Below are 18615 nucleotides of genomic sequence, written 5' to 3'. Positions count from 1 at the left end.
TGTTCGGGTGCGGGTGCGTCGGGGCTGGTCGCGCAGTTCCCCGCGCCCCTGAGATGCGCACTTCGTGCGGCATCTCATCGGGGAAGGCTGCGCGCGGCGCATGCCTTCAGGGGCGCGGGGCAGCGCCCATCAGCGGCTCCGCCGCGGGGGCACGACCAGTCCCCACGGAGCCGCGGAAGACCTAGAAGAACGTCCGGACGTAGTCCACAACCGTGCCGTCCGCCTCGACGAGAGGAATCAGCGGCCACTTGTCGAACGACGTGCACGGGTGCGACAGGCCCATACCGAGCCAGTCGCCCACCGCCAGGTCCTCGCCCCCGTCCGTGCGCACCCAGCCGTGCTGGTCGGAAAGCCCCGTCACCGTCACGCCGGTGGCCTCGCGCACCTCGCCCGTACGGGCGTCCCGCACGACCTGCGCCTCGGGCAGATCAAGGTCGTACGCCGCGTCGCGCTTGCCCGCGTTCGTGAATGCCTGCGTCGGCGTCGGGCGCGAGACGACCTGCGCCCACAGCCGGAACGCCGGGTGCAGCGCGCCCTCTTCGGGGACCCGGTTGAACGGCGTGAGGTGCTTGTAGTGGCCGTCGTCGTGCGACACGTACGCGCCCGAGCGCAGCAACTTCATTACGGGCGCGGAGAGTTCGGGCAGCTCGGCGAACACCTCCGCCACCGTGTCGAACCAGGCGCTGCCGCCCGCGCTGACCACGATCTCGTCCAGGTCCGCGAAGCGGCTCGCCTTGTCGAAGTCGACGAGCAGCCCGGTGAGCCGGCGCAGCCACGCCCCGACCTTCTCGGGCGACGCGTCGGGCACCTCGCCCTCGTAACCGGCGACGCCGACCAGGCGCAGCGTGTCCGCCGCCGCGACGGCGTTCGCGAGGTCGAAGCACTCGGCCTCGGTCCGCACGCCCGTGCGCGCGCCCTCGCCCGCGCCCAGCTCCACGACCACGTCGACCGGCCGCGTGGCCCCGGCCTCGGCGAGGGCGGCGTCCATCAGCTCGACGCCGCGCACCGAGTCGACGTAACAGATGAAGCGGAAGTCGGGGTCGCGGTCGAGTTCGCCCGCGAGCCAGTGCAGGGCGGCCGGGTCGACGAGCTCGTTCGCGAGGAAGATCCGCTCGATGCCGAAGGCACGGGCGACCCGCACCTGGTGCGGGACGGCGAGGGTGATGCCCCACGCGCCGCGCTCGATCTGGCGATGGAAGAGCTGCGGCGCCATCGAGGTCTTGCCGTGCGGCGCGAAGGCCAGGCCGTGGCGAGTGGCGTATGTCTCCATGAGCGCGAGGTTGTGCTCGAGGCGCTCGGCGGAGAGTGCGAGGACCGGGGTCGTGAAGCCGCCGGTGAAGAGGTTGCGGCGCTCGGCCGCGAGCTCGCCGACGGTCAGGCCTTCCGCGTCCGGGGGCAGCCCCTTGAAGCGGTGGTCGACCCGCTCGAGATCCAGATCCCTGAGACGGGCTACGGCGTTGACGGCGCTGTCGGCGGCCATGGAGCCTCCTCGTAAGAAGGCCGTTGCAAATGTTGCAACGGTCATTGCGTATGTCGCTTACTGCTGTCTAACATCCGAGCCAACGCCGGGTCAACGGAGCCGTTGACCCCTCCTGCATGAGCCCAGATCCCACGAGGAGCCCGAACCACCGTGACCGTCACCGGACCCGCCGCCCCCGCGCACCACGCACCCGTGGATGTCGTCACGCTCGGCGAGTCCATGGTCACCTTCGTGCCCTCCGTACCCGGACGCCTCGCCGACGTACCGTCCTTCGACCGCGGCATCGGCGGAGCCGAGTCCAACGTGGCGTGCGTGCTCGCCGCCGCCGGACACACCGTCCGCTGGGTCAGCCGCGTCGGCGCCGACGGCTTCGGCGACCACCTGGTCGAGGCGATCGGCGCGTACGGCGTCGACACCTCCGCCGTACGCCGCGACCCCGCCCGCCCCACCGGCATCTACTTCCGCACGGCCGGCGACCGCGCGACCGACGCCCACGAAGTCGCCTACTACCGCGCCGGATCCGCCGCCTCCGCGATGACCAGCCAGAACATGGACCTGGCCGCGATCCGCTCCGGCCGCGTCCTGCACCTGTCCGGGATCACGCCCGCGCTCTCCGCCGGCTGCCTCGACCTCACCGCCGACCTCACCGCCCGCACCCCCGCCGGCCGGCCCCTCGTCTCCTTCGACGTCAACCACCGCCCCGGCCTGTGGTCCCACCCCGACGACGCCCGCGTCCTGCTCGACCTGGCCCGCGGCGCCGACCTCGTCTTCGTCGGCGAGGACGAGGCCGAGGACGCCTGGGGCATCACCGGCGGCCCCGACGCGATCCGCGCCGCCCTTCCCGAACCCGCGACGCTCGTCGTCAAGCGCGGCGCCGACGGCGCGGTCGCCTACGACGAACATGGCGTACGCCACACCGAGCCCGCCCCCCGCGTGGACGTCGTCGCCGCGGTCGGCGCCGGCGACGCCTTCGCCGCCGGTTACCTCTCCGGCGCCCTGCGCGGCCTCCCCGTACCCGCCCGGCTGCGCCACGGCCACCTCATGGCCGCCGCCGCCCTCACCACTCCCGGCGACCTCGCCGCGCCCCCGAGCCGCGCCCACGCCGACCGCCTCGCCGACCTCGACGACGCCTCCTGGGGGACACTGCACCTCGGCCCCGGCTGGACCGCCGACAGGGCCGCGGAGGAGGTACGTACGCCATGAGCCAGACAGTCGACCGAGCGCTGAGCATCCTGCCGCTGCTCGCCGAGGGCCCCGCGGACCTGGGCCAGGTCGCCGACCGCCTCGGCGTCCACAAGTCCACGGCACTGCGCCTGCTGCGGACCCTCCACGAACACGGCCTGGTCTACCGCCAGTCCGACCAGCGCTACCGCCTCGGCGCGCGCCTGTTCGCCCTCGCCCAGGAAGCCGTCGAGAACCTCGACGTCCGTGAGATCGCCCACCCCCACCTCACCGCGCTCAACGAGAAGTGCGGCCACACGGTCCACCTCGCCGTGTACGAGGAGAACGAGGTCCTCTACATCGACAAGGTGGAGAGCCGCTACCCGGTCCGCATGTACTCGCGCATCGGCAAGCCGGTGGCCATCACGGTCGCCGCCGTCGCCAAGCTCCTCCTCGCCGACCTCTCCGAAGCCGAGCGCCGCGCCATCGCCGAGAAGCTCGACTACCCCACGTACACGGCCCGTTCGACCCCGAACGCCGGCGCCTTCCTCAAGGAACTCGCCGTCGTCCGCGAACAGGGCTGGGCCACCGACCTCGGCGGCCACGAGGAGTCCATCAACTGCGTCGGAGCGCCCATCCGGGGTGCGGACGGCCGCGTCGTCGCCGCCATGTCGGTCTCCGCACCGAACGTGGTCGTCACGGCCGAGGAACTCCTCACCCTGCTCCCGCTGGTCCGCCGTACGGCCGACGCGATCAGCCGGGAGTACTCCGGAGCCGTACCCGGCTCCAAAGAGGCCACCACCAAGGCCGCCAGCAAAGAAGCCCCCACCAAGGAAGCCACCTCACGATGACCGAGAAGACCGCGCTCACCCCCGCCACGCACACGACCCCTCCCGCGAAGTTCTCGCACGGCGTCAAGAAGGGCAACATCCTTCAGGTCGCGGGCCAGGTCGGCTTCCTGCCGGCCGTGGAGGGCCAGGCCCCCACCCCCGCGGGCCCGACCCTGCGCGAGCAGACCCTCCAGACCTTCGCCAACGTCAAGGCGATCCTCGAAGAGGGCGGCGCCACCTGGGACGACGTCATGATGATGCGCGTCTACCTCACCGACGTCGACCACTTCGCCGAGATGAACGCGATCTACAACGCGTACTTCGAGGAGCAGGGCCTCAAGGCCCCGGCCTCCGCCCGCACCACCGTCTACGTCGGTCTCCCCAAGGGTCTCCTCATCGAGATCGACGCGCTCGCCGTCCTGAGCTGACGCCTTCGCAACACCCGTAACCCGTAAGTCATCGCGGTGCGGCGCCTGTCCCCGAGGCGCCGCACCGCGATCCCCCCTGCCCTGAAAGCCGCATGGAATTACGAGGTCCCCCCTCATGTCCCTCCTGCCTCTCGCCGCGACCGCCCCCGCCCCCGCGCCACCTCATACCGGCGGTCTCCTGACGTTCATCGGCGGCACCGCGGGCCTGCTCACCTGCGCTGCGCTCGGCATCGCCCTTCTGCTCTTCCTGATCATCAAGGTCAGGCTCCAGCCCTTCCTGGCCCTCCTGACGGTCTCCATAGCCGTCGGCCTCGCGGCCGGCCTCTCCGTCACCGAGCTGTTCGGCACAGTCCAGAAGTCCGACGCCGTCTCCCTCATCGAGTCCGGCATGGGCGGCACCCTCGGCCATGTGGCGATCATCATCGGACTCGGCACCATGCTCGGCGCGGTGCTCGAAGTCTCCGGCGGCGCCGAGGTGTTGGCGTCCCGCCTCCTGAACCTCTTCGGCGAGAAGCGCGCCCCCCTCGCCATGGGCCTCACCGGCCTCATCTTCGGTATCCCGGTCTTCTTCGACGTCGGCATCTTCGTCCTCGCGCCGATCGTCTACGCGGCCGCCAAGCGCGGCGGCAAGTCGATCGTCCTCTACGCCATGCCGCTGCTCGCCGGCCTGTCGATGACCCACGCGTTCCTGCCCCCGCACCCCGGCCCCGTCGCGGCCGCCGGGCTGCTCCACGTGCAGCTCGGCTGGGTCATCCTCATGGGCATCATCTGCGGCATCCCCGCGGTGCTCGCCGCCTGGGCCTGGTCCGCGTGGATCGGCAAGCGCATCTTCGTGCCCGTCCCGCAGGACATGGTCGAGGCCGCCGACGAGGCCAAGGCCGCGCTCGTCGAGGAGCAGCGCAAGGCCGGCGTGAAGCCGACCGAGAAGCCGGTCCCGCTCGGCACCGTCCTGGCGATCATCGGCACCCCGCTCGTCCTGATCCTCCTGGCCACGTTCTCCTCGATCGCCCTCGACCCCTCCACGGTCCGCTCGGTCATCGAGTTCTTCGGCCACCCCTTCGTCGCCCTGACGATCGCCCTGCTCCTGGCCTACTACCTGCTGGGCATCCGCCGCGGCTGGTCCCGCAAGTCCCTGGAGACGGTGTCCACGGCTTCCCTGAAGCCGGTCGCCAACATCCTCCTGGTGGTCGGCGCGGGCGGCATCTTCGGCGCGGTCCTCAAGGGCAGCGGCGTCGCCCAGGCCCTCTCCGACACGTTCAACAACGTGGGCCTGCCCGTCCTCGTCCTCGCCTACCTGATCTCCCTGGTCCTGCGCGTCGCCCAGGGCTCGGCCACGGTCGCGATCGTCACGACGGCCGGCATCGTCCTGCCCCTCATCGAGGCGGGCCACTACTCCCAGCCCTTCACGGCCCTCGTCATCATGGCCATCTCGGCGGGCTCCATCTTCGCCTCGCACGTCAACGACGGCGGCTTCTGGATGGTCGCGAAGTACTTCGGCATCTCGGAACGCGACACGCTCAAGACGTGGACGGTCCTGGAGTCGGTCCTGTCCGTCGCGGGATTCGCGGTGGCGGCGGTGATCAGCCTCTTCGTCTAGGACACGGGGCCGTGTGCCTTCGTCCAGGACGCGGACCGCGCACCGACTGCTGAGGCGTCGGGCCGGCGGAGCACTCCTCCGCCGGCCCGACGCCTCACTGCTTGAGGCCCGCGAGCCCGGAACAGTCGTAACCCCCCGAGGGATCAGGCGCGTACACCCAGTAGAGCGCCACGACCTGAACGCACAGCAACAACAGGCCGAGAACCGCGCACACCATGACCGGCCACGCACACCCACGCCCCCGGACCGCGCCCGCACACGTCACCAGCGCGGCCACACTGCAGAGGGGCGCCGCCCACGCGGTCACGTACATCCGCGCCGAGGGCCCCAGGTACCTGCAGTGCCGGAACGTGTCCCCGTCGAAGGACACATGGGCGGCAAGCAGCGCGGCCGACGCGACGGTCAGCACGACGACGCCGACAAGCAGGCCGTTGCGACGGCGGGACGGGGCGGTGAGGTTCATCGTTTCCATCACCACCAGTCAGCTATCCATTTGTTCCGCGTGCTTGGCTTGGGCACTGTTGTCGCCGAACTCACCGGCACACAGGGGGCGGCGCGCAGTGAAGACGACCGGCAGACGCCAGGCGGCGGCGGACGGGCTCACCCGGACCGGCGATTCCCCGAGCCTCTGGCGGACCCCCGCCTTCCGCTCCCTGTTCGGCGCGAGCGTGCTGAGTCAGATCGGCACGAACGTCAGCTACGTCGCCGTACCGCTCCTCGCCGTCACCGAACTCCACGCGAGCCCCGGCCAGATCGGCGCCCTCGCCACCCTCAGCACCGCCGCCTTCCTGCTGATCGGCCTCCCCTCCGGGGCCTGGGTCGACCGGATGCGCCAGCGCCGCGTCCTGATCGTCGCGGACCTCGTACGCGGCCTGCTCTTCGCCTCGGTCCCGCTCGCCTGGTGGCTCGACGCCCTCACCCTCGGGCAGCTCTACGCGGTCGTCCTGCCCAACGGCTGCGCCACCGTCTTCTTCGACGTCGGCTCGCACAGCGTGGTGCCCCAACTTGTCGGCAAGGACCACCTCGTCCAGGCCAACGCCGCCTTCGTCACCCTCGAAGGCCTCACCGGAATCGGCGGGCGGAGCGCCGGCGGCGGCCTGGTCCAACTCCTCACCGCACCCGTCGCTCTGGCGGTCGCGGCGGCGAGCTATCTCGCCTCGGCCCTGGGCCTGACCCCGATCGGCCGCGGCCCCGCGCCGCCCACGCTCTCCGTACGCGTCCGGCTGCACACCCAGATCGCCCAGGGCCTGCGTCACGTCGTCGGCAACAGCGAACTGCGCGCCCTCGCGCTCAACGGCTCACTGATCAACTTCGGCTCCACGGTCATCAACACGATGCTGCCCCTGCTCTTCGTCCGCCAACTCGGCCTCCCGGCAAGCGCGCTGGGCCTCTTCTGGGCGGCGGGCGGCGCCGGAGTCCTCCTCGGCGCCCGCTGCGCCCGCCCGGTCGCCGCCCGCCTCGGCCTCGGCCGCACCCTCGGCTCGGCGGGCCTGTGGCTGGCGCCGGCGGGCCTGCTCGTGCCGCTCATCGACCGGGGACCGTGGCTGCTCGTGGCGGGCGCGGGCTGGTTCGTCTCGGCCGTGCGTACGGGCATGACCAACGTCCTCGGCGTGAGCCTGCGCCAGCGCATGACCGATGACAGCCTGCTCGGCCGCATGAACGCCACTTTCCGCTTCATGTTCATGGGGGCGCTCGCGATCGGTTCGGCCCTCTCCGGCGTCCTCACGGAACTGACGTCGCTCCGCACGACACTCTGGGTGGGCGGCGCGTGCCTCGCCCTGGCTTTCCTGCCGGTCTGCTTCTCCCCGGTGCGGCGACGCACGGATCTTCCGCAGGGCTGAGGGTCCCGCCCCACAGGCTCGTCCGCCATACTTCGCTCCGTGGAGCAGCGCATAGACACTCAGAAGGTCACGCCCGTAGACGCCGCCGGAGCCGACCCGGCCTCCGTCCCCGGCCTCACGCCCCCGCGCCAGGCCCCGGAGACGGAGGAGAAGGCTCTGTCCCTGGAGAAGACGGAGTCGACGGAACCGGCGGAGGAGCTGGACACGGAGCCGGAACCGGAGCCCGCCGAGGACGTGGCCGACGCCCCGACCGACGCCCCGTCCGCCGACGCGGCCGGCCCGGACTTCACCGCCTCCGACCGCCGCGGCTCGATCACCGCGGACGCGACCGGCGTACGCCTCCAACTCGACGACCAGGAGGCCGAGTTCCACTGGGACGAGATCGGTGCGGTCGAGGTCGGCACGTCCCGGCGCCGCCTCACCGTCACGGTCCACACCCCGGACAGCCGCTGGTACCCGAACGACGTGGAGGCCCCGAACAAGGCGCGGGCCCAGGAGTGGGCGGACGAGCTCGACAAGGTCCTGGACGCGTACTTCGAGGACTGACCGGCACATCTTCCTCGTCGGCTTCTTCGCCACGTCGTTCACGTCCCTCATCGGCGTGTGGCACCGGGTGAGCCTGATGTTCGCGGACTTCGCGGAGCGCCACCGCCGCGCTCGCGTCCGCGCGGCCCGGGTGTCGGTGACGGGGGAGGACGTGGCGACGGGCGAACGCGAGAAGGGCTGGCCGTTCCGCGCCTACCTGCTCTGGTTCACTTTCCCCCGATCGTCCTCCTCTTCCAGGGGCAGCCATTCCGCCTGTCATCCTCTACGGCGTACTGGGCGCGGCCTTCATGCCCTTCCTGGCCCTGACCCTGGTCTGGCCTCCTCAACTCCGCCCGCACGCCCCGAGAATGGCGCAACAGCTGGCTGAGCAACGGAATGCTGACGGTGGCGGGCCTGCTCTTCGTAGTCCTGCGCGCCCAACAAATCCGGGACCAGCCTTGGGCGGACTTCTTCTGACGAGCGTTCGCTAGGCTCCCGCGTCATGCCGAACATACGTGCATCGCAGCGTGACGCCGACCGGTTGTGGGGAGTCTTCGGGGTTGCCCTCGGGGCCACGTTCGTCGTGTGGACGGTGTCCTGGCTCGTCACCGGGATCTCCGAGCAGGACGAGCGGTGCGCCCAGGGAATGGTCGGCCCGGGTGGCAATTTCCGCCTGGAGGAGAGCAGCTTCCCGCCCGACGTGAGCTGCGTGTACGAGGACGGCACGACCCTCTCCAGCGCCGGCGCCCTCGTCTGGATCTTCTGGGCGGCGGTCGTGGTCCTGACCGTGTCGGGCCTGGGCGCACTCGCCCTGGAACTCGCCGGCGTCCGCGGCGCGAAGGCGGCGTCCCGCCTGAGCAAGCTGGCGATCACCGGCGCCGCCGCACTCGCCGCGGTCTACGCTCTCGCGTTCCTCGTCACGGGCTCCCCGAAGAGCGACCCCCTCCAGACCTGCTCGGCCTTCACCACGGGCATCTACGAACGGGCACAGTCGGTCCACCGCACACCGTTCCCCGCCCAGACGACGTGCGTCTACGCGGACGGCAAGACGTATGACCTGGTCCCGGGCTGGATGGGGACCCTGGAATGGACGCTGCTGGCGGCGACGTCCGTGTGCGCGGCGGGGGCGGTACGGGCGGGCCGGTACGCGGATAGGGACACGGGCGCAGGCGTCACTCCGCGAGTGACGGAGCCGGATCAGAGCAGGTGATCGGCTTCGCCGGCCTTGATGCCCAAGATGAGCGCGCGGAGCGCTTCGCGGGAGTCGGTGAGATACGTTTCTTCGTCTCCGGCGAGGGAGATGTAGGCGTTGCCGTCGGCGTCGGTACCGAGGCGGAAGCAGTTGGCGCCCTCGCCGCAGAAGGGGTCTTCCCAGGTGATCGTCGGCACGGTGACTTCTCCTAGACGAGGTCGTCGGCGAGCGTTCGGATGAGATCACGGGACGCCTCGGGCGGCAAGGCCACCGCCTCCAGCGCGCGGAACTGAGCACGGTACTTGTGCAACTGCATCGCGGAGTCGATGAATTCCGGCCCGTGGGTGGCATCGAGTTCCACCGTGTCGAGATCGGCCACTGGCCCCTCGGCGTATACGACCGACTGCCCCGCCCCGGGGAAGCCGCCGGCCTTGAACGGCACTACCCGTACGGACACGTCGGGGCGTTCGCCCACGCTCAGGATGTGCTCCAGCTGAAGCCTGGTGACGTCGGGGCCGCCGAACTGCATACGGAGCGCTGCCTCGTGCATGGTGAGCTCGAGCCGGGGCGGATCGGCTCTGTCCAGGACTTGCTGGCGCTCCATTCGGTGAGCGACCCGTACGGCGATGGCGTGCTCGGGCAGGCGCGGAATGACATGTTCGAAGACGGCCCGCGCGTGTTCCTCGGTCTGGATCAGCCCCGGCAGGTGAACGGTGAGGGCGATGCGGAGCTTGCGTGCGTGCCACTCCAGCTCCGCGATGTCCAGGAATCCGGCGGGTAGTTGGGGCCGGTAAGCCTCCCACCACCCTTTGACCCGCTCGCCCGCCATGTCCGCGAGTGCGTCCACGAGCCTCCGGTCCGCACAGCCGTAGTTGGCCGCGAGTGTGCGGACGCGCTCGGGGCTGATGCCGGACCGTCCGGACTCCATGTTGGGCACATTGGTGCGGGGGACGCCGAGAAGGCCGGCGGCGAACTCAGTCGTCATCCCGGCGGCGGTCCGCATCTTGCGCAACTCCGCCCCGAGGCGCCGCTGACGTTCGGTCGGTGTGCTTCTCGGCGGCATGAGACCTCCAGTGACGGCGATGGGGACAGTCTGCCTCGGGGCTCGGACGGGTGAATGCCCCCATGGCCGTAGTACATGTACTCCAGTCGCGCTACAGTAAGTAACGCACAAGCTACACACGGCAGTTGGCAGTGCATCGCGCGAGCCTGCCCGCACGCTTCCTCCCTGGAAGGGTCGGGTTCGCGTCAGGGAGACGAGCCACCGACTGTTGCCCACTCCACCCCACAAGGGAGTTCGCCATGCCGGTCACCCTTTCCGCCTGCCCCGCGCACGCGGACCGCACGGCCCCCACGCCCGAGAACCTCACGTACAGCCTCACCCTCCCCTCCACGCTCACATCACCCGCGATGGCCCGCGCAGCAACCCGGACGTTGCTCGCGGCGCACGGACTGCGCGACATCCTGGACGCGGCTCTCCAGGCAATCGCCGAACTGACGGCAACGGCCTGCCAGATCACCGCCTCGTCCGAGGTCTACGTATCGCTGCGCTATCGCGAGGACGCGCTGCGCCTGATCACGTACGACAGTCACCCGCGCCACACGAATGCCCGGGTCGCGGCGGCCTGCGAGGCCCGGCGCAGGGCGGCGCTGCGCCTGCTGGCCTGCGTCACCCGTACCTGCGGGGGCGACTGGGGATTCGGTCCGGCACGTGAACCGGGAGGCGGTACGCGCATGTGGGCGACGTTGCCGCGTACGAGCACGGCGTCGGCGTACGGCGGGCCGGGTCCGGTCAGTCCGCGATGAACATCTGGGCGGCGTGCCAGGAGAGGACACCCTGCACTCCCTGGGTGGTGATGGTCAGGTCCATGCGCCCGTCCCACCGTTGCTCGCCTATGCGGCTTCCCTCGAGATGATTCAGGCTGACGGTCTCGATCTTCTTGGTGGGCGTGCAGTACATGTCCCGGCGCAGAGCCTTCGCGCCGACTGCGTGGACGGTGAATTTGCCCGAACCGGCGCAGGCGAAGGTCAGTGAATACGTGCGGCCCTCGAGCATCGTGGCTTTCTCGGGGGACTGGTCGAGATCGCGGATACGGATGGTGGCGTGGCCGCCGTTGCGCAGGCCGAACTGGTGGGCGCCGGAGACTCCGTTGCCGTTGCGCTGATTGAAGGTGGCGGTCCCGCCCTCACGCGCGACGGCGGCATGGGCGGCCCCGGCCCACAGCTTGAAGGCGGCCGGTGACGCGGCCTCGGCCTCCCGAGCGCCGCTCGGCCCAAGAACACCCCACAGCCCGGCCCCGACAACGACGGCACCCAACGCAACCCCGCCGACAACCTTCTTCACAACCAACCCCCACCCTCGCGCGCCCGCACGGCGCGCAGGCGTGACGCGATTCTGCCGGAACGCCCGAAACCCCCGCCCCACCAGGCGCTACAAGGTCACGTCAGCGAGTGAACTGCTGCTCCCGGATTCCCACAACGAATCGAGACGGCGCAGGAACGCGGGGAAGTCCGTGACCAGCGCTCTTCGTTCGTCACGTGACAGGTGGTCCAACGGATCGTCGAACCGCAGGCCGTCGGCATCCGGACAATTAGCTCGATTGTCGTTTACTTCATATGTGTGAGTGACGACCCAATAGTCGTCTTCCTCAACAGTGACTGCGCAAAAATCTCTGCCGTTCAACGACAGGGCAAGGAATTCAGGTCTGCCGATTGCTTCGCAAATGCGCGATGGCAGTCTTGAGGTGAGGGAGTCTTGGACGCGGAACCATCCATCCCTCATGCTTCCCTTTCCCCATAGAATAATTAGGAACTCTCCAGGACGCGGCGTGATCAGCGGCTTGGCGATGGTGTCCCAGAGCGTATCCAGCGTATCCAGCGTGTTCATCGAGTTCGCATCTTTAATGTCGACCGTAGCGGTGGGGCGGACGTTTCCTCTCGTCGCTGCGAGGATGGCGGTGTTCGGGTCGCGGGCCTCCTCTGGGAGTGGCTTCCTTGTGATAATGAGACCGCAACTCGCAATCGTCGACTCCCAATCGATCTTGCCGTTCTGATCGATCCGATGCTTCCCTGTCATGACCTCCATCCGTCTCTGGCCTCCAGGCAGTCGATCAACGCGACCGCCGAAGTTCAGCGACTGCAGAGCCACCGGTCAACGGGCTCCAAGTCGCGAGCGGGGCTCAGTGCCGGTTTCGTTCCGATGTTCTCAAATGAACTCTCGTTGATCAAAAGTACTGCGAATCATCGAAGGGGTTCGAGATGTTCCCCCAATGGAAGTTATATGAATGGCGGGAGGGGTTGAATTCGGCACGCAGGCCGACATCTTGGAGCGGGAACTGCGTTCGAAGCCATCCGTCCATGGCCAGAGCTGAAACCTCGGACCGGAAGCTTGCCATCGGAAATGTGAGAGCCGTAACCTTGATGACCAAATCTCCCGGATGGATTCGGTTCAAAGCGTCAGCGTGCGCGGATAGTCCGAATGAAAGCCATGCGGAGTCACGCCAGTTAATATCTACCGGCGGGGTCAGCCATAGATTTCGGTCAATCTGCAGCCGATACGTGCCGGGGAGGGGATCGCTCAAATTTTCGGCCGTAAGATCTGCTGCAAGCCCTCCCATCGGACTGCGCAGGCGGTACTTGTACGTATGTTCCATGTCGTCAGTCCCCAAAGTTCAATAGATGGAAAATCCTCTTGTTGAATACATTCTCCGGACCCATTCCTGTTGGGGCGCGAATGTAGTCGAAGTCATGCGGCAGTCCGTCTCCCCATAGCCTACTATGGGCATTCGCGAAATTCTCCGCAGCTTGTTCGTTGAGCTTGAAGAGGTCAATCTTCTTCAGGCTCGAGAAGTCGTGATCGCTGATCTTGAATGTCATTACCTCCACTTCTGCCCCCCGTGACCTGAGGCGTTCTGCGTATCTTTCTGCTTCTGCTCTTGTTTCCCACGAGTAGACTCCCTCTCCGTAGTGGCCCCGATTTTCTGCATCAGGCCAAGGCGTACCGTCTCTCTTGAGGCGGGCAGCGTTCTGAGGGTCCTGGACGGTGTGGAATTCGTGGTAGTCCGGAGCCAGCCCTAGAGGGTCGGTCCAGGTGTGCGGATTGTCGATATAGGCGGCAGGGTTTGGTGCCGGTGTGAGGCCGAGCGGATCGGCACTGAGGTACCGCGCCGTCTCCGGGTCGTAATGCCGGAAGTAGTTGTAATGCAGCCCCGTCTCCGGGTCGAAGTACTGGCCCGGGAAGCGGAGGGGCGTGTACGTCGTGCTGTCGGCCGACCAGGCCGTCGTGCCCCACAACGTGCTCCGCGTTCGCCATGCGATCTCGCCCTGTTCGTCCACGAGTTCGCTCGGGGTGCCGACCAGGTCGGTGATGATCGCGAAGAAGCGGGAGTCGATCTCCGACTGGGGTGCGTCCGCGCCCGCCGCGCTGATGCGCTCGGTCTGGGCAATGGGGCGTAGACCCTGGTGGTCCCACGTGAGCGTGACCGGGTTCGGCAATTCCGGTGACGCCGTCGTCTGTTCGCAGAGCGTCGTGCCGTCCCACGTGAAGTCCACCCGTTCGACGACCGTCTCGCCGTCGGCAGCCAGTCGGAGTTTCGCCGTGCGGCGGCCCAGCGGGTCGTAGGTGTAACGCCAGCGCGTGCCGTCGGGAGTGACGGTCGAGGTGAGGCGGTCCTCCGCGTCCCACTCGTAGCGCCACGTGTCCGGTTTGCGGGACAGGCGGGTCTTCTGGCGGAGCGTGACGCGGCCGAGCGCGTCGTGTTCGTAGCGGACCCCGCCGGCGCGGGTGATGCGCGTGCCCGTGTAGGTGCGGGGGCCTGTCGCTTCGTGACCGGGGTGATCGGCCGGCCACGAAGCCGCCGTCTGGTTGCCCGCCTCGTCGTAGGCGTACGACTCGGTCCAGTTCGCAGCGTGCACGGCCGTGACGCGACCCGCATCGTTCACGTCGAAGCGGCGGGTGCCGGCGAGCTGGTCGTCGATACCGATCAGGTTTCCGTCGGCCCGGTAGGTGTAGGTGCGGGACTGGATGGGGCGGAGGCGGTCGGTGTCGGGTGCCGTGACCGACTGAACGGCGAGGCGGCCCAGTTCGTCGAAGGCGTTGGCGACGGTGAGGGAATCGCCGATGTGGCGGGCGAGTTCGCGGCCCGCCGGGTCGTACGCGAAGTCGATGGTGCGGCCCGACATCGTCACCTGGCTGCGGTTGCCGACCGCGTCGTACGTCCATGAGCTCGTTGCGCCCGTGGGCGTCGTGCGAGCGGTGCGGCGGCCCTGCTCGTCGTACGCGTACGTGAGTACGCGGCCGTTGACCGTCTCCGATCTGAGCCTGCCGTGACGGTCCCGGAGGAGCGTGAGCGTCGCGTCCGGGGCGGTGGCCTGTGCGAGCTGGTCCGTCAGGTCGTACGCGTATGTCGTGACCCGGCCGTCCGCGTCCTTGCGCGTTGTCTGGCCCAGTTCGTTTCGTTCGAAGGTGATTGTCTGGCCGAGGGCGTTGGTGCGGGAGGTGAGGCGGCCCGCCGTGTCATGGGTGTACGTGAGGACGCGGTTGTCGAAGTCCGTCTCCGATATGAGACGTCCGGCCGGGTTGTACGCGTAACTCCACGTCAGGCCCTGTGGGTTGGTGACCTGAGTGAGGCGGAGTTCGTGGTCGTGGGCGAATTCGTACCGCACACCGTCCGGACCCGTCCGCGCTGTGAGCAGGTCGAAGTGTGTGTACTCGTACGACGAGAGCCCGCCCATCGCGTCCGTGTGCGTCCTGCAGTTGCCCTCGCCGTCGTAGGTCCAGGATTCGCTCGTGCCGTCAGGAGCCGTCCGGCGGGAGAGTCTGCCCTCGGCCGTCCACTCGAGGCGGGTCGTCGCGCCGAGCGGGTCGGTGATCGAGACGGGTCTGCCGAAGGCGTCCCGTTCGTACCGGGTCACCGCACCCAGTGGGTCCGCGATCGAGACGGGGAGCCCGGATCTGTCGCAGCGCACTGTCGTGATGTGACCGAGCGGGTCGGTGACCGCCGTGAGACGGCCTGCCTCGTCATAGGTGAAACACGTCGTCTGCCCGGAAGGGCCGGTCACCGCCGTGCGGTTGCCGCGCTCGTCGTACGTCTGGCGGTGAACCGTACCGTCGGGACCGGTCACCTTGACCGGCAGCCCGTGATCGTCGTATTGGGCCTTCGTCTCGCGGCCGTCAGGGCGGACGGCGCGGACCAGGTTCCCCGCCTCGTCGTAGCGGAAGGACGTCGTGTGGCCGAGCGGGTCCGTCTGCGACAGCAGGCGGTTGTACCGGTCGCGCTCATAGCGGGTTGTCGCGCCGAGCGGATCCGTCTCCGCGATCACCTGCCAGGTCTCGTTGATCAGAAACCGACGTGTGTGGCCCTCGCCGGTCGTCGTGGTGGTCAGTCGCAGGCCGGTTTCCGGGTCCGGCCCGGCGTACGCGAGCCGCAGGCTCATATGGCCCTCGGAACCGCCCTCTGCCACGCACCGGTCCTGGTCGTCGTACTCGTACGTGTACGACCGGTCGTTCGTGTCCGTCCAGGAAATGACCCGGCCTTCGTCGTCGTACGTGAACCGCAGGGGCAGGCCACAGGAGTTGGTGACCTCGGTCAGGTGGCCGTCCTCGCAGTAGCCGTAGCGGATCAGTTCCTCGTCCGAACCGTCCGCCCCTGCCCCTGCCAGGTGCAGCGATGTGACCCGGCCGCCCTCGGTCGTGACCTTCAGGTGGTATCCGCCGCTGTGGATGATCCTGAGCGGCGTTCCTTCGGCGTCGTACTCGAAGGTCAGCCAGTTGCCGTTCCGGTCGTCGATCTGTTCCAGGACGGCCAGGTCGGTGCCGCGGTCGGCGAAGTGCCAGACGCGTCCCGTCACCGGGTCGGTGATCGTGTAGCCGTCGTCCACGCGGTCCAGCGGGTGGCGGGGGCCGTGGGTGGGCAGCGTGGGCAGGCCCGGCGCCGGGTGCGGGTAGGGGAGGAGCAGACCGTCGGCGGTGACGAAGACGACGCCCTCCGAGTCGATCTCCAGGCGCTGGTCGACCGTCGACGACCAGGAGGGGCCGAACCAGCGGCCCAGGTGGTAGCCGGACTCCACGCGCCGGGTGAAGAGAAGCGGCAGGGTGCCGGGCAGCGCGACATCGGTCTGGGGCAAGTACATCTTGCCCGTGGCGAGGTCGACAGGGTCGGTGTTCTTGTTCACCACCGATTCCTCGGGGCGGGTATGCTGCGCAGGGTCCTCCCCCAGCTTTTTCCGTGCTGAACGCTCTGCCGCCGACTCCGCGGCCTCCTTCGCGCCCCGCTCGACCCCGGCCCGGATCCCGCCCTTGGCGAGCCCGAGTCCCTTGCTCCCGAACAACTCCGGCAGCATCCGGCCCCCGAACTCGGAGGGGTCCTCCTTGAAGCTCTTGTACGCGTCCTTCGCCGCACGGTCGGGATGCGTGGCGGTGGACGCCAGACCGGCCAGGGTCAGGTTGACGTTCTGCACGTACGCGGCCGGGTGAGTGATGTTGTAAGGATCTTCCGGGTTGAGACCGCGGACGAAGTTCAGGATGCCCGCCGTTCCCTTGAGCGCTCCGCCCGCGACATGAGTTAGCTCGGTGGTCGTGGCTTGGACGTTGTCAGCGACGTCGGACTTGAGGCGGTCCAGCGGAGGAGGCTCGGCCGGTGCGTGGGCCAGGGCCGCCTTGACCGCCCGGGTGGCGGTGGCGCCGGCCTCGTTGCGCTGGCGGCGCGCCTCCGCGAGTTTCTCGCGCGCATGCTTGATGTCCGCCGTGCCAGGGTCTTTGAACGGATCGGGGCGAGGGCCGGGGTCCTTGTCGGCCTTGAGCGCGGCCTTATACGCGTCGACCCGGTTGTTGTACGTCTCCACGGCCTGGTCGGAGGCGTGCTTGCCCTTTTTGTAGAGGTCGATGGCATCCTGCGCCTGGCCCTGCGCCCACTTGACCGTATCGGCGTACGTGTCGAGGGCCTTGCCCGCTTTGTCGCAGGCGTCCGCCGCGTGCAGCCACTTGCCGGGGTGCATGGCGAACTTCCTCCGGAAGGTGCGCGCCGCCTCGCCGTGCCAGTGCGACGAGTCCAGGGCGCGCATGCCCCCGCCGACCTTGTCGAAGGCTTTGTGGAAGTCCTTCAGGTGGCTCGCGCTCGCGCGGATGTCGCCGGGGTTGCCGTGCACAAGCTCGTTGGCCTGCTCGGTCTCGCCGAGCTGCTGCTCGTCGACGGTCGCGCCGAGGTCGGAGGCGAGCCCGTCGCCGAGGTCCTTGACCTTGTCAGCGGCCCAGTCAGCCCCGACGTACTCGAGACCGTCGCCGAGCTTGTCGGCGCCCCACTCGACCCCCTCGCCAAGGGCCTTCTTGCCGTTGTCCCAGCCGTCCTCCAGTGCGCCAAGGCCCTTGTTCGCCCAGTCACCGATCCCCATCAGTGGGCGCCCCCGCCCTGCTGGGCAGCTGCTTCGGCCCGTTCCTCGGCGGACGGCCCGAACCTGCTGTCCAACCAGGCCTCGTACTCCTTGTCGTTCATGCCACTGATCTGCTGCGGGGTCACGGGACCTCCCACGGTCGAGGTGGCCACGTCCCGGGCAGCGTCCTTGTACCCCTGCCTGATGTTCGTGCGGGCCTCGTCGAAGGATTCCTTGCTGTAGTCCGGGTCGGCGAGGGCGTGATGTCTGCCCAGATCGCCCCAGCTCATCTTGGTGATGTCGTCCTCGGAGGCGTACGGGTTCCCCATCACCGAGTTCGCGCCGATCTTCAGTGCGCCGTCGACGTACTGGTCCGTCTCGTGCAGCGTCCCCGCCGCGAGTCCCACACCCTCGGCGAAGTTGTTGCCCTCGGCGATCAGGGAGCGCACGCCCCACTCCCAGCGCTCGCAGAACGATCCGAAGGCGGAGGTCAGGTCGGCGTGGCCCAGGGCGAGACCGGAGAGGGCCATTCCGTCAAAGCCGCGTCCGGCGCCGGCCATGCCGACCATGCCGATCTCCTTCAGCTCGGCGAGCGTCAGGGTGATGCCTTCGGTGATCTTGGCGAGCCCGCCCACCTGAAGGTCTTTTGTGCCACCGGTCACAGCTCGCCCATCTCCTCGTGCGTCTCCGAGTCCACGGCCACCCGGTCAGGTACGACTCCGGTGATCGGTGGGAGTAGCAGTTCGTCGCCCGGGCTGCCGACGTCCAGGGCCACACCGCACGGCATGTCGAGCGCCGGTGCCACGGCATCGAGAAGGCGGGCGCCCAGGACGCGGTCGAAGGCCCACTCGCGGTTGCTCTCGCCTCTCACAGTTGCGAATCGCGCCAACGACGGTTCGTCCGAGAAGGCGTAGATCCACCGGACTCCGCCGAAGTCGGCGGTGAGTGGGAGTCCGTCGTCGCTCAAGGGGAGGAGCACCGCGGTACGCCGGAACTCGCCCAGCAGGGCCCCGAATTCGTGACGAATGCCGACGACCGGATCCGCTGGTCCGGACGTGGAATGCGTCGCCGGTCCGGTCGTCTCCACATAGTCCTGAAGTGTTGACCTTGGTATGTCCCCGGCGACTGCGCCGCCCCCGTCGTCAGCCATGTCGGGCATCATCACATTCGTGTGTTGACGTATGCAACGCTGGC

The 18615-nt window shown here is 68.8% G+C and carries 18 protein-coding genes and 1 pseudogene; 9 read left to right on the top strand and 10 right to left on the bottom strand.

Annotated elements, in window-relative coordinates; translation table 11 throughout:
- Positions 1-181: 181 nt before the first annotated feature.
- Positions 182-1480: an amino acid deaminase gene (locus OG758_RS20960; RefSeq protein ID WP_326711414.1), complete on the bottom strand. Its 1299-nt coding sequence runs from the start codon at positions 1478-1480 to the stop codon at positions 182-184.
- A gap of 150 nt (positions 1481-1630) precedes the next feature.
- Between OG758_RS20960 and OG758_RS20955 the strand changes: the two genes are divergently transcribed.
- From OG758_RS20955 to OG758_RS20940, 4 genes are all read left to right on the top strand, one after another.
- Positions 1631-2683 (top strand): sugar kinase, encoded by a 1053-nt coding sequence (locus tag OG758_RS20955; protein ID WP_405654186.1) that lies wholly within the window; start codon positions 1631-1633, stop codon positions 2681-2683.
- A complete protein-coding gene (locus tag OG758_RS20950) occupies positions 2680-3492 on the top strand; it encodes an IclR family transcriptional regulator (RefSeq protein WP_116510529.1) in 813 nt (270 codons plus the stop codon). The genes OG758_RS20955 and OG758_RS20950 overlap by 4 nt, the downstream gene beginning before the upstream one ends.
- Positions 3489-3899 (top strand): RidA family protein, encoded by a 411-nt coding sequence (locus tag OG758_RS20945; protein WP_100598214.1) that lies wholly within the window; start codon positions 3489-3491, stop codon positions 3897-3899. The genes OG758_RS20950 and OG758_RS20945 overlap by 4 nt, the downstream gene beginning before the upstream one ends.
- 115 nt (positions 3900-4014) lie before the next feature.
- On the top strand, positions 4015-5496 hold the full coding sequence (locus OG758_RS20940) for a GntP family permease (RefSeq protein WP_326711413.1): 1482 nt from the start codon (positions 4015-4017) through the stop codon (positions 5494-5496).
- 94 nt (positions 5497-5590) lie between these two features.
- Here OG758_RS20940 and OG758_RS20935 read toward each other — a convergent pair whose 3' ends face one another.
- Positions 5591-5968 (bottom strand): hypothetical protein, encoded by a 378-nt coding sequence (locus OG758_RS20935; RefSeq protein ID WP_326711412.1) that lies wholly within the window; start codon positions 5966-5968, stop codon positions 5591-5593.
- Between the two features lie 88 nt (positions 5969-6056).
- Here OG758_RS20935 and OG758_RS20930 point away from each other — a divergent pair, with 88 nt between their 5' ends.
- The 4 genes and pseudogenes from OG758_RS20930 (at position 6057) to OG758_RS20915 (ending at position 9072) form a co-directional block, all read left to right on the top strand.
- Complete coding sequence (locus tag OG758_RS20930; protein WP_326711411.1) at positions 6057-7337, top strand: MFS transporter; 1281 nt, start codon at positions 6057-6059, stop codon at positions 7335-7337.
- 39 nt (positions 7338-7376) lie between these two features.
- Entirely contained in the window at positions 7377-7883 is a 507-nt protein-coding gene (locus OG758_RS20925; RefSeq protein WP_326711410.1) for a hypothetical protein, read from the top strand.
- Positions 7884-7890: 7 nt separating this feature from the next.
- A pseudogene (locus OG758_RS20920) lies at positions 7891-8339 on the top strand (Nramp family divalent metal transporter); the annotation flags it as partial.
- Positions 8340-8364: 25 nt separating this feature from the next.
- Positions 8365-9072, top strand: coding sequence for a hypothetical protein (locus tag OG758_RS20915; protein ID WP_326711409.1), 708 nt, complete (start codon positions 8365-8367; stop codon positions 9070-9072).
- Here the strand turns inward: OG758_RS20915 and OG758_RS20910 are convergent.
- Both OG758_RS20910 and OG758_RS20905 read right to left on the bottom strand, forming a co-directional pair.
- Positions 9060-9251, bottom strand: coding sequence for a hypothetical protein (locus tag OG758_RS20910; protein ID WP_326711408.1), 192 nt, complete (start codon positions 9249-9251; stop codon positions 9060-9062). The two genes, OG758_RS20915 and OG758_RS20910, sit on opposite strands and share 13 nt — an antisense overlap.
- An 11-nt stretch (positions 9252-9262) precedes the next feature.
- Positions 9263-10117: a helix-turn-helix domain-containing protein gene (locus OG758_RS20905; protein ID WP_326711407.1), complete on the bottom strand. Its 855-nt coding sequence runs from the start codon at positions 10115-10117 to the stop codon at positions 9263-9265.
- A gap of 239 nt (positions 10118-10356) precedes the next feature.
- Between OG758_RS20905 and OG758_RS20900 the strand changes: the two genes are divergently transcribed.
- Positions 10357-10860, top strand: a complete 504-nt coding sequence (locus OG758_RS20900; protein WP_326711406.1) for an ATP-binding protein — start codon at positions 10357-10359, stop codon at positions 10858-10860.
- On the opposite strand, the gene OG758_RS20895 is transcribed toward OG758_RS20900, so the two are convergent.
- From OG758_RS20895 to OG758_RS20870, 6 genes are all read right to left on the bottom strand, one after another.
- A complete protein-coding gene (locus OG758_RS20895; protein ID WP_326711405.1) occupies positions 10847-11398 on the bottom strand; it encodes a hypothetical protein in 552 nt (183 codons plus the stop codon). The two genes, OG758_RS20900 and OG758_RS20895, sit on opposite strands and share 14 nt — an antisense overlap.
- A gap of 87 nt (positions 11399-11485) precedes the next feature.
- A complete protein-coding gene (locus tag OG758_RS20890; protein ID WP_326711404.1) occupies positions 11486-12130 on the bottom strand; it encodes a hypothetical protein in 645 nt (214 codons plus the stop codon).
- A gap of 148 nt (positions 12131-12278) precedes the next feature.
- Entirely contained in the window at positions 12279-12707 is a 429-nt protein-coding gene (locus tag OG758_RS20885; protein ID WP_326711403.1) for a hypothetical protein, read from the bottom strand.
- Between the two features lie 4 nt (positions 12708-12711).
- The gene (locus tag OG758_RS20880) at positions 12712-17442 is read right to left on the bottom strand and encodes a putative T7SS-secreted protein (protein ID WP_326711402.1); all 4731 of its coding nucleotides are present in this window, start codon (positions 17440-17442) and stop codon (positions 12712-12714) included.
- On the bottom strand, positions 17442-18083 hold the full coding sequence (locus OG758_RS20875; RefSeq protein WP_326711401.1) for a hypothetical protein: 642 nt from the start codon (positions 18081-18083) through the stop codon (positions 17442-17444). The genes OG758_RS20880 and OG758_RS20875 overlap by 1 nt, the downstream gene beginning before the upstream one ends.
- Entirely contained in the window at positions 18080-18571 is a 492-nt protein-coding gene (locus OG758_RS20870; RefSeq protein ID WP_326711400.1) for a hypothetical protein, read from the bottom strand. Before OG758_RS20870 ends, OG758_RS20875 begins: the two co-directional genes overlap by 4 nt.
- Between the last annotated feature and the right edge of the window lie 44 nt (positions 18572-18615).

Source organism: Streptomyces sp. NBC_01474, from assembly GCF_035918215.1.
In the GTDB taxonomy this organism is placed as follows: domain Bacteria; phylum Actinomycetota; class Actinomycetes; order Streptomycetales; family Streptomycetaceae; genus Streptomyces; species Streptomyces aureus.
This window is presented reverse-complemented; position numbering and strand designations above follow the sequence as displayed.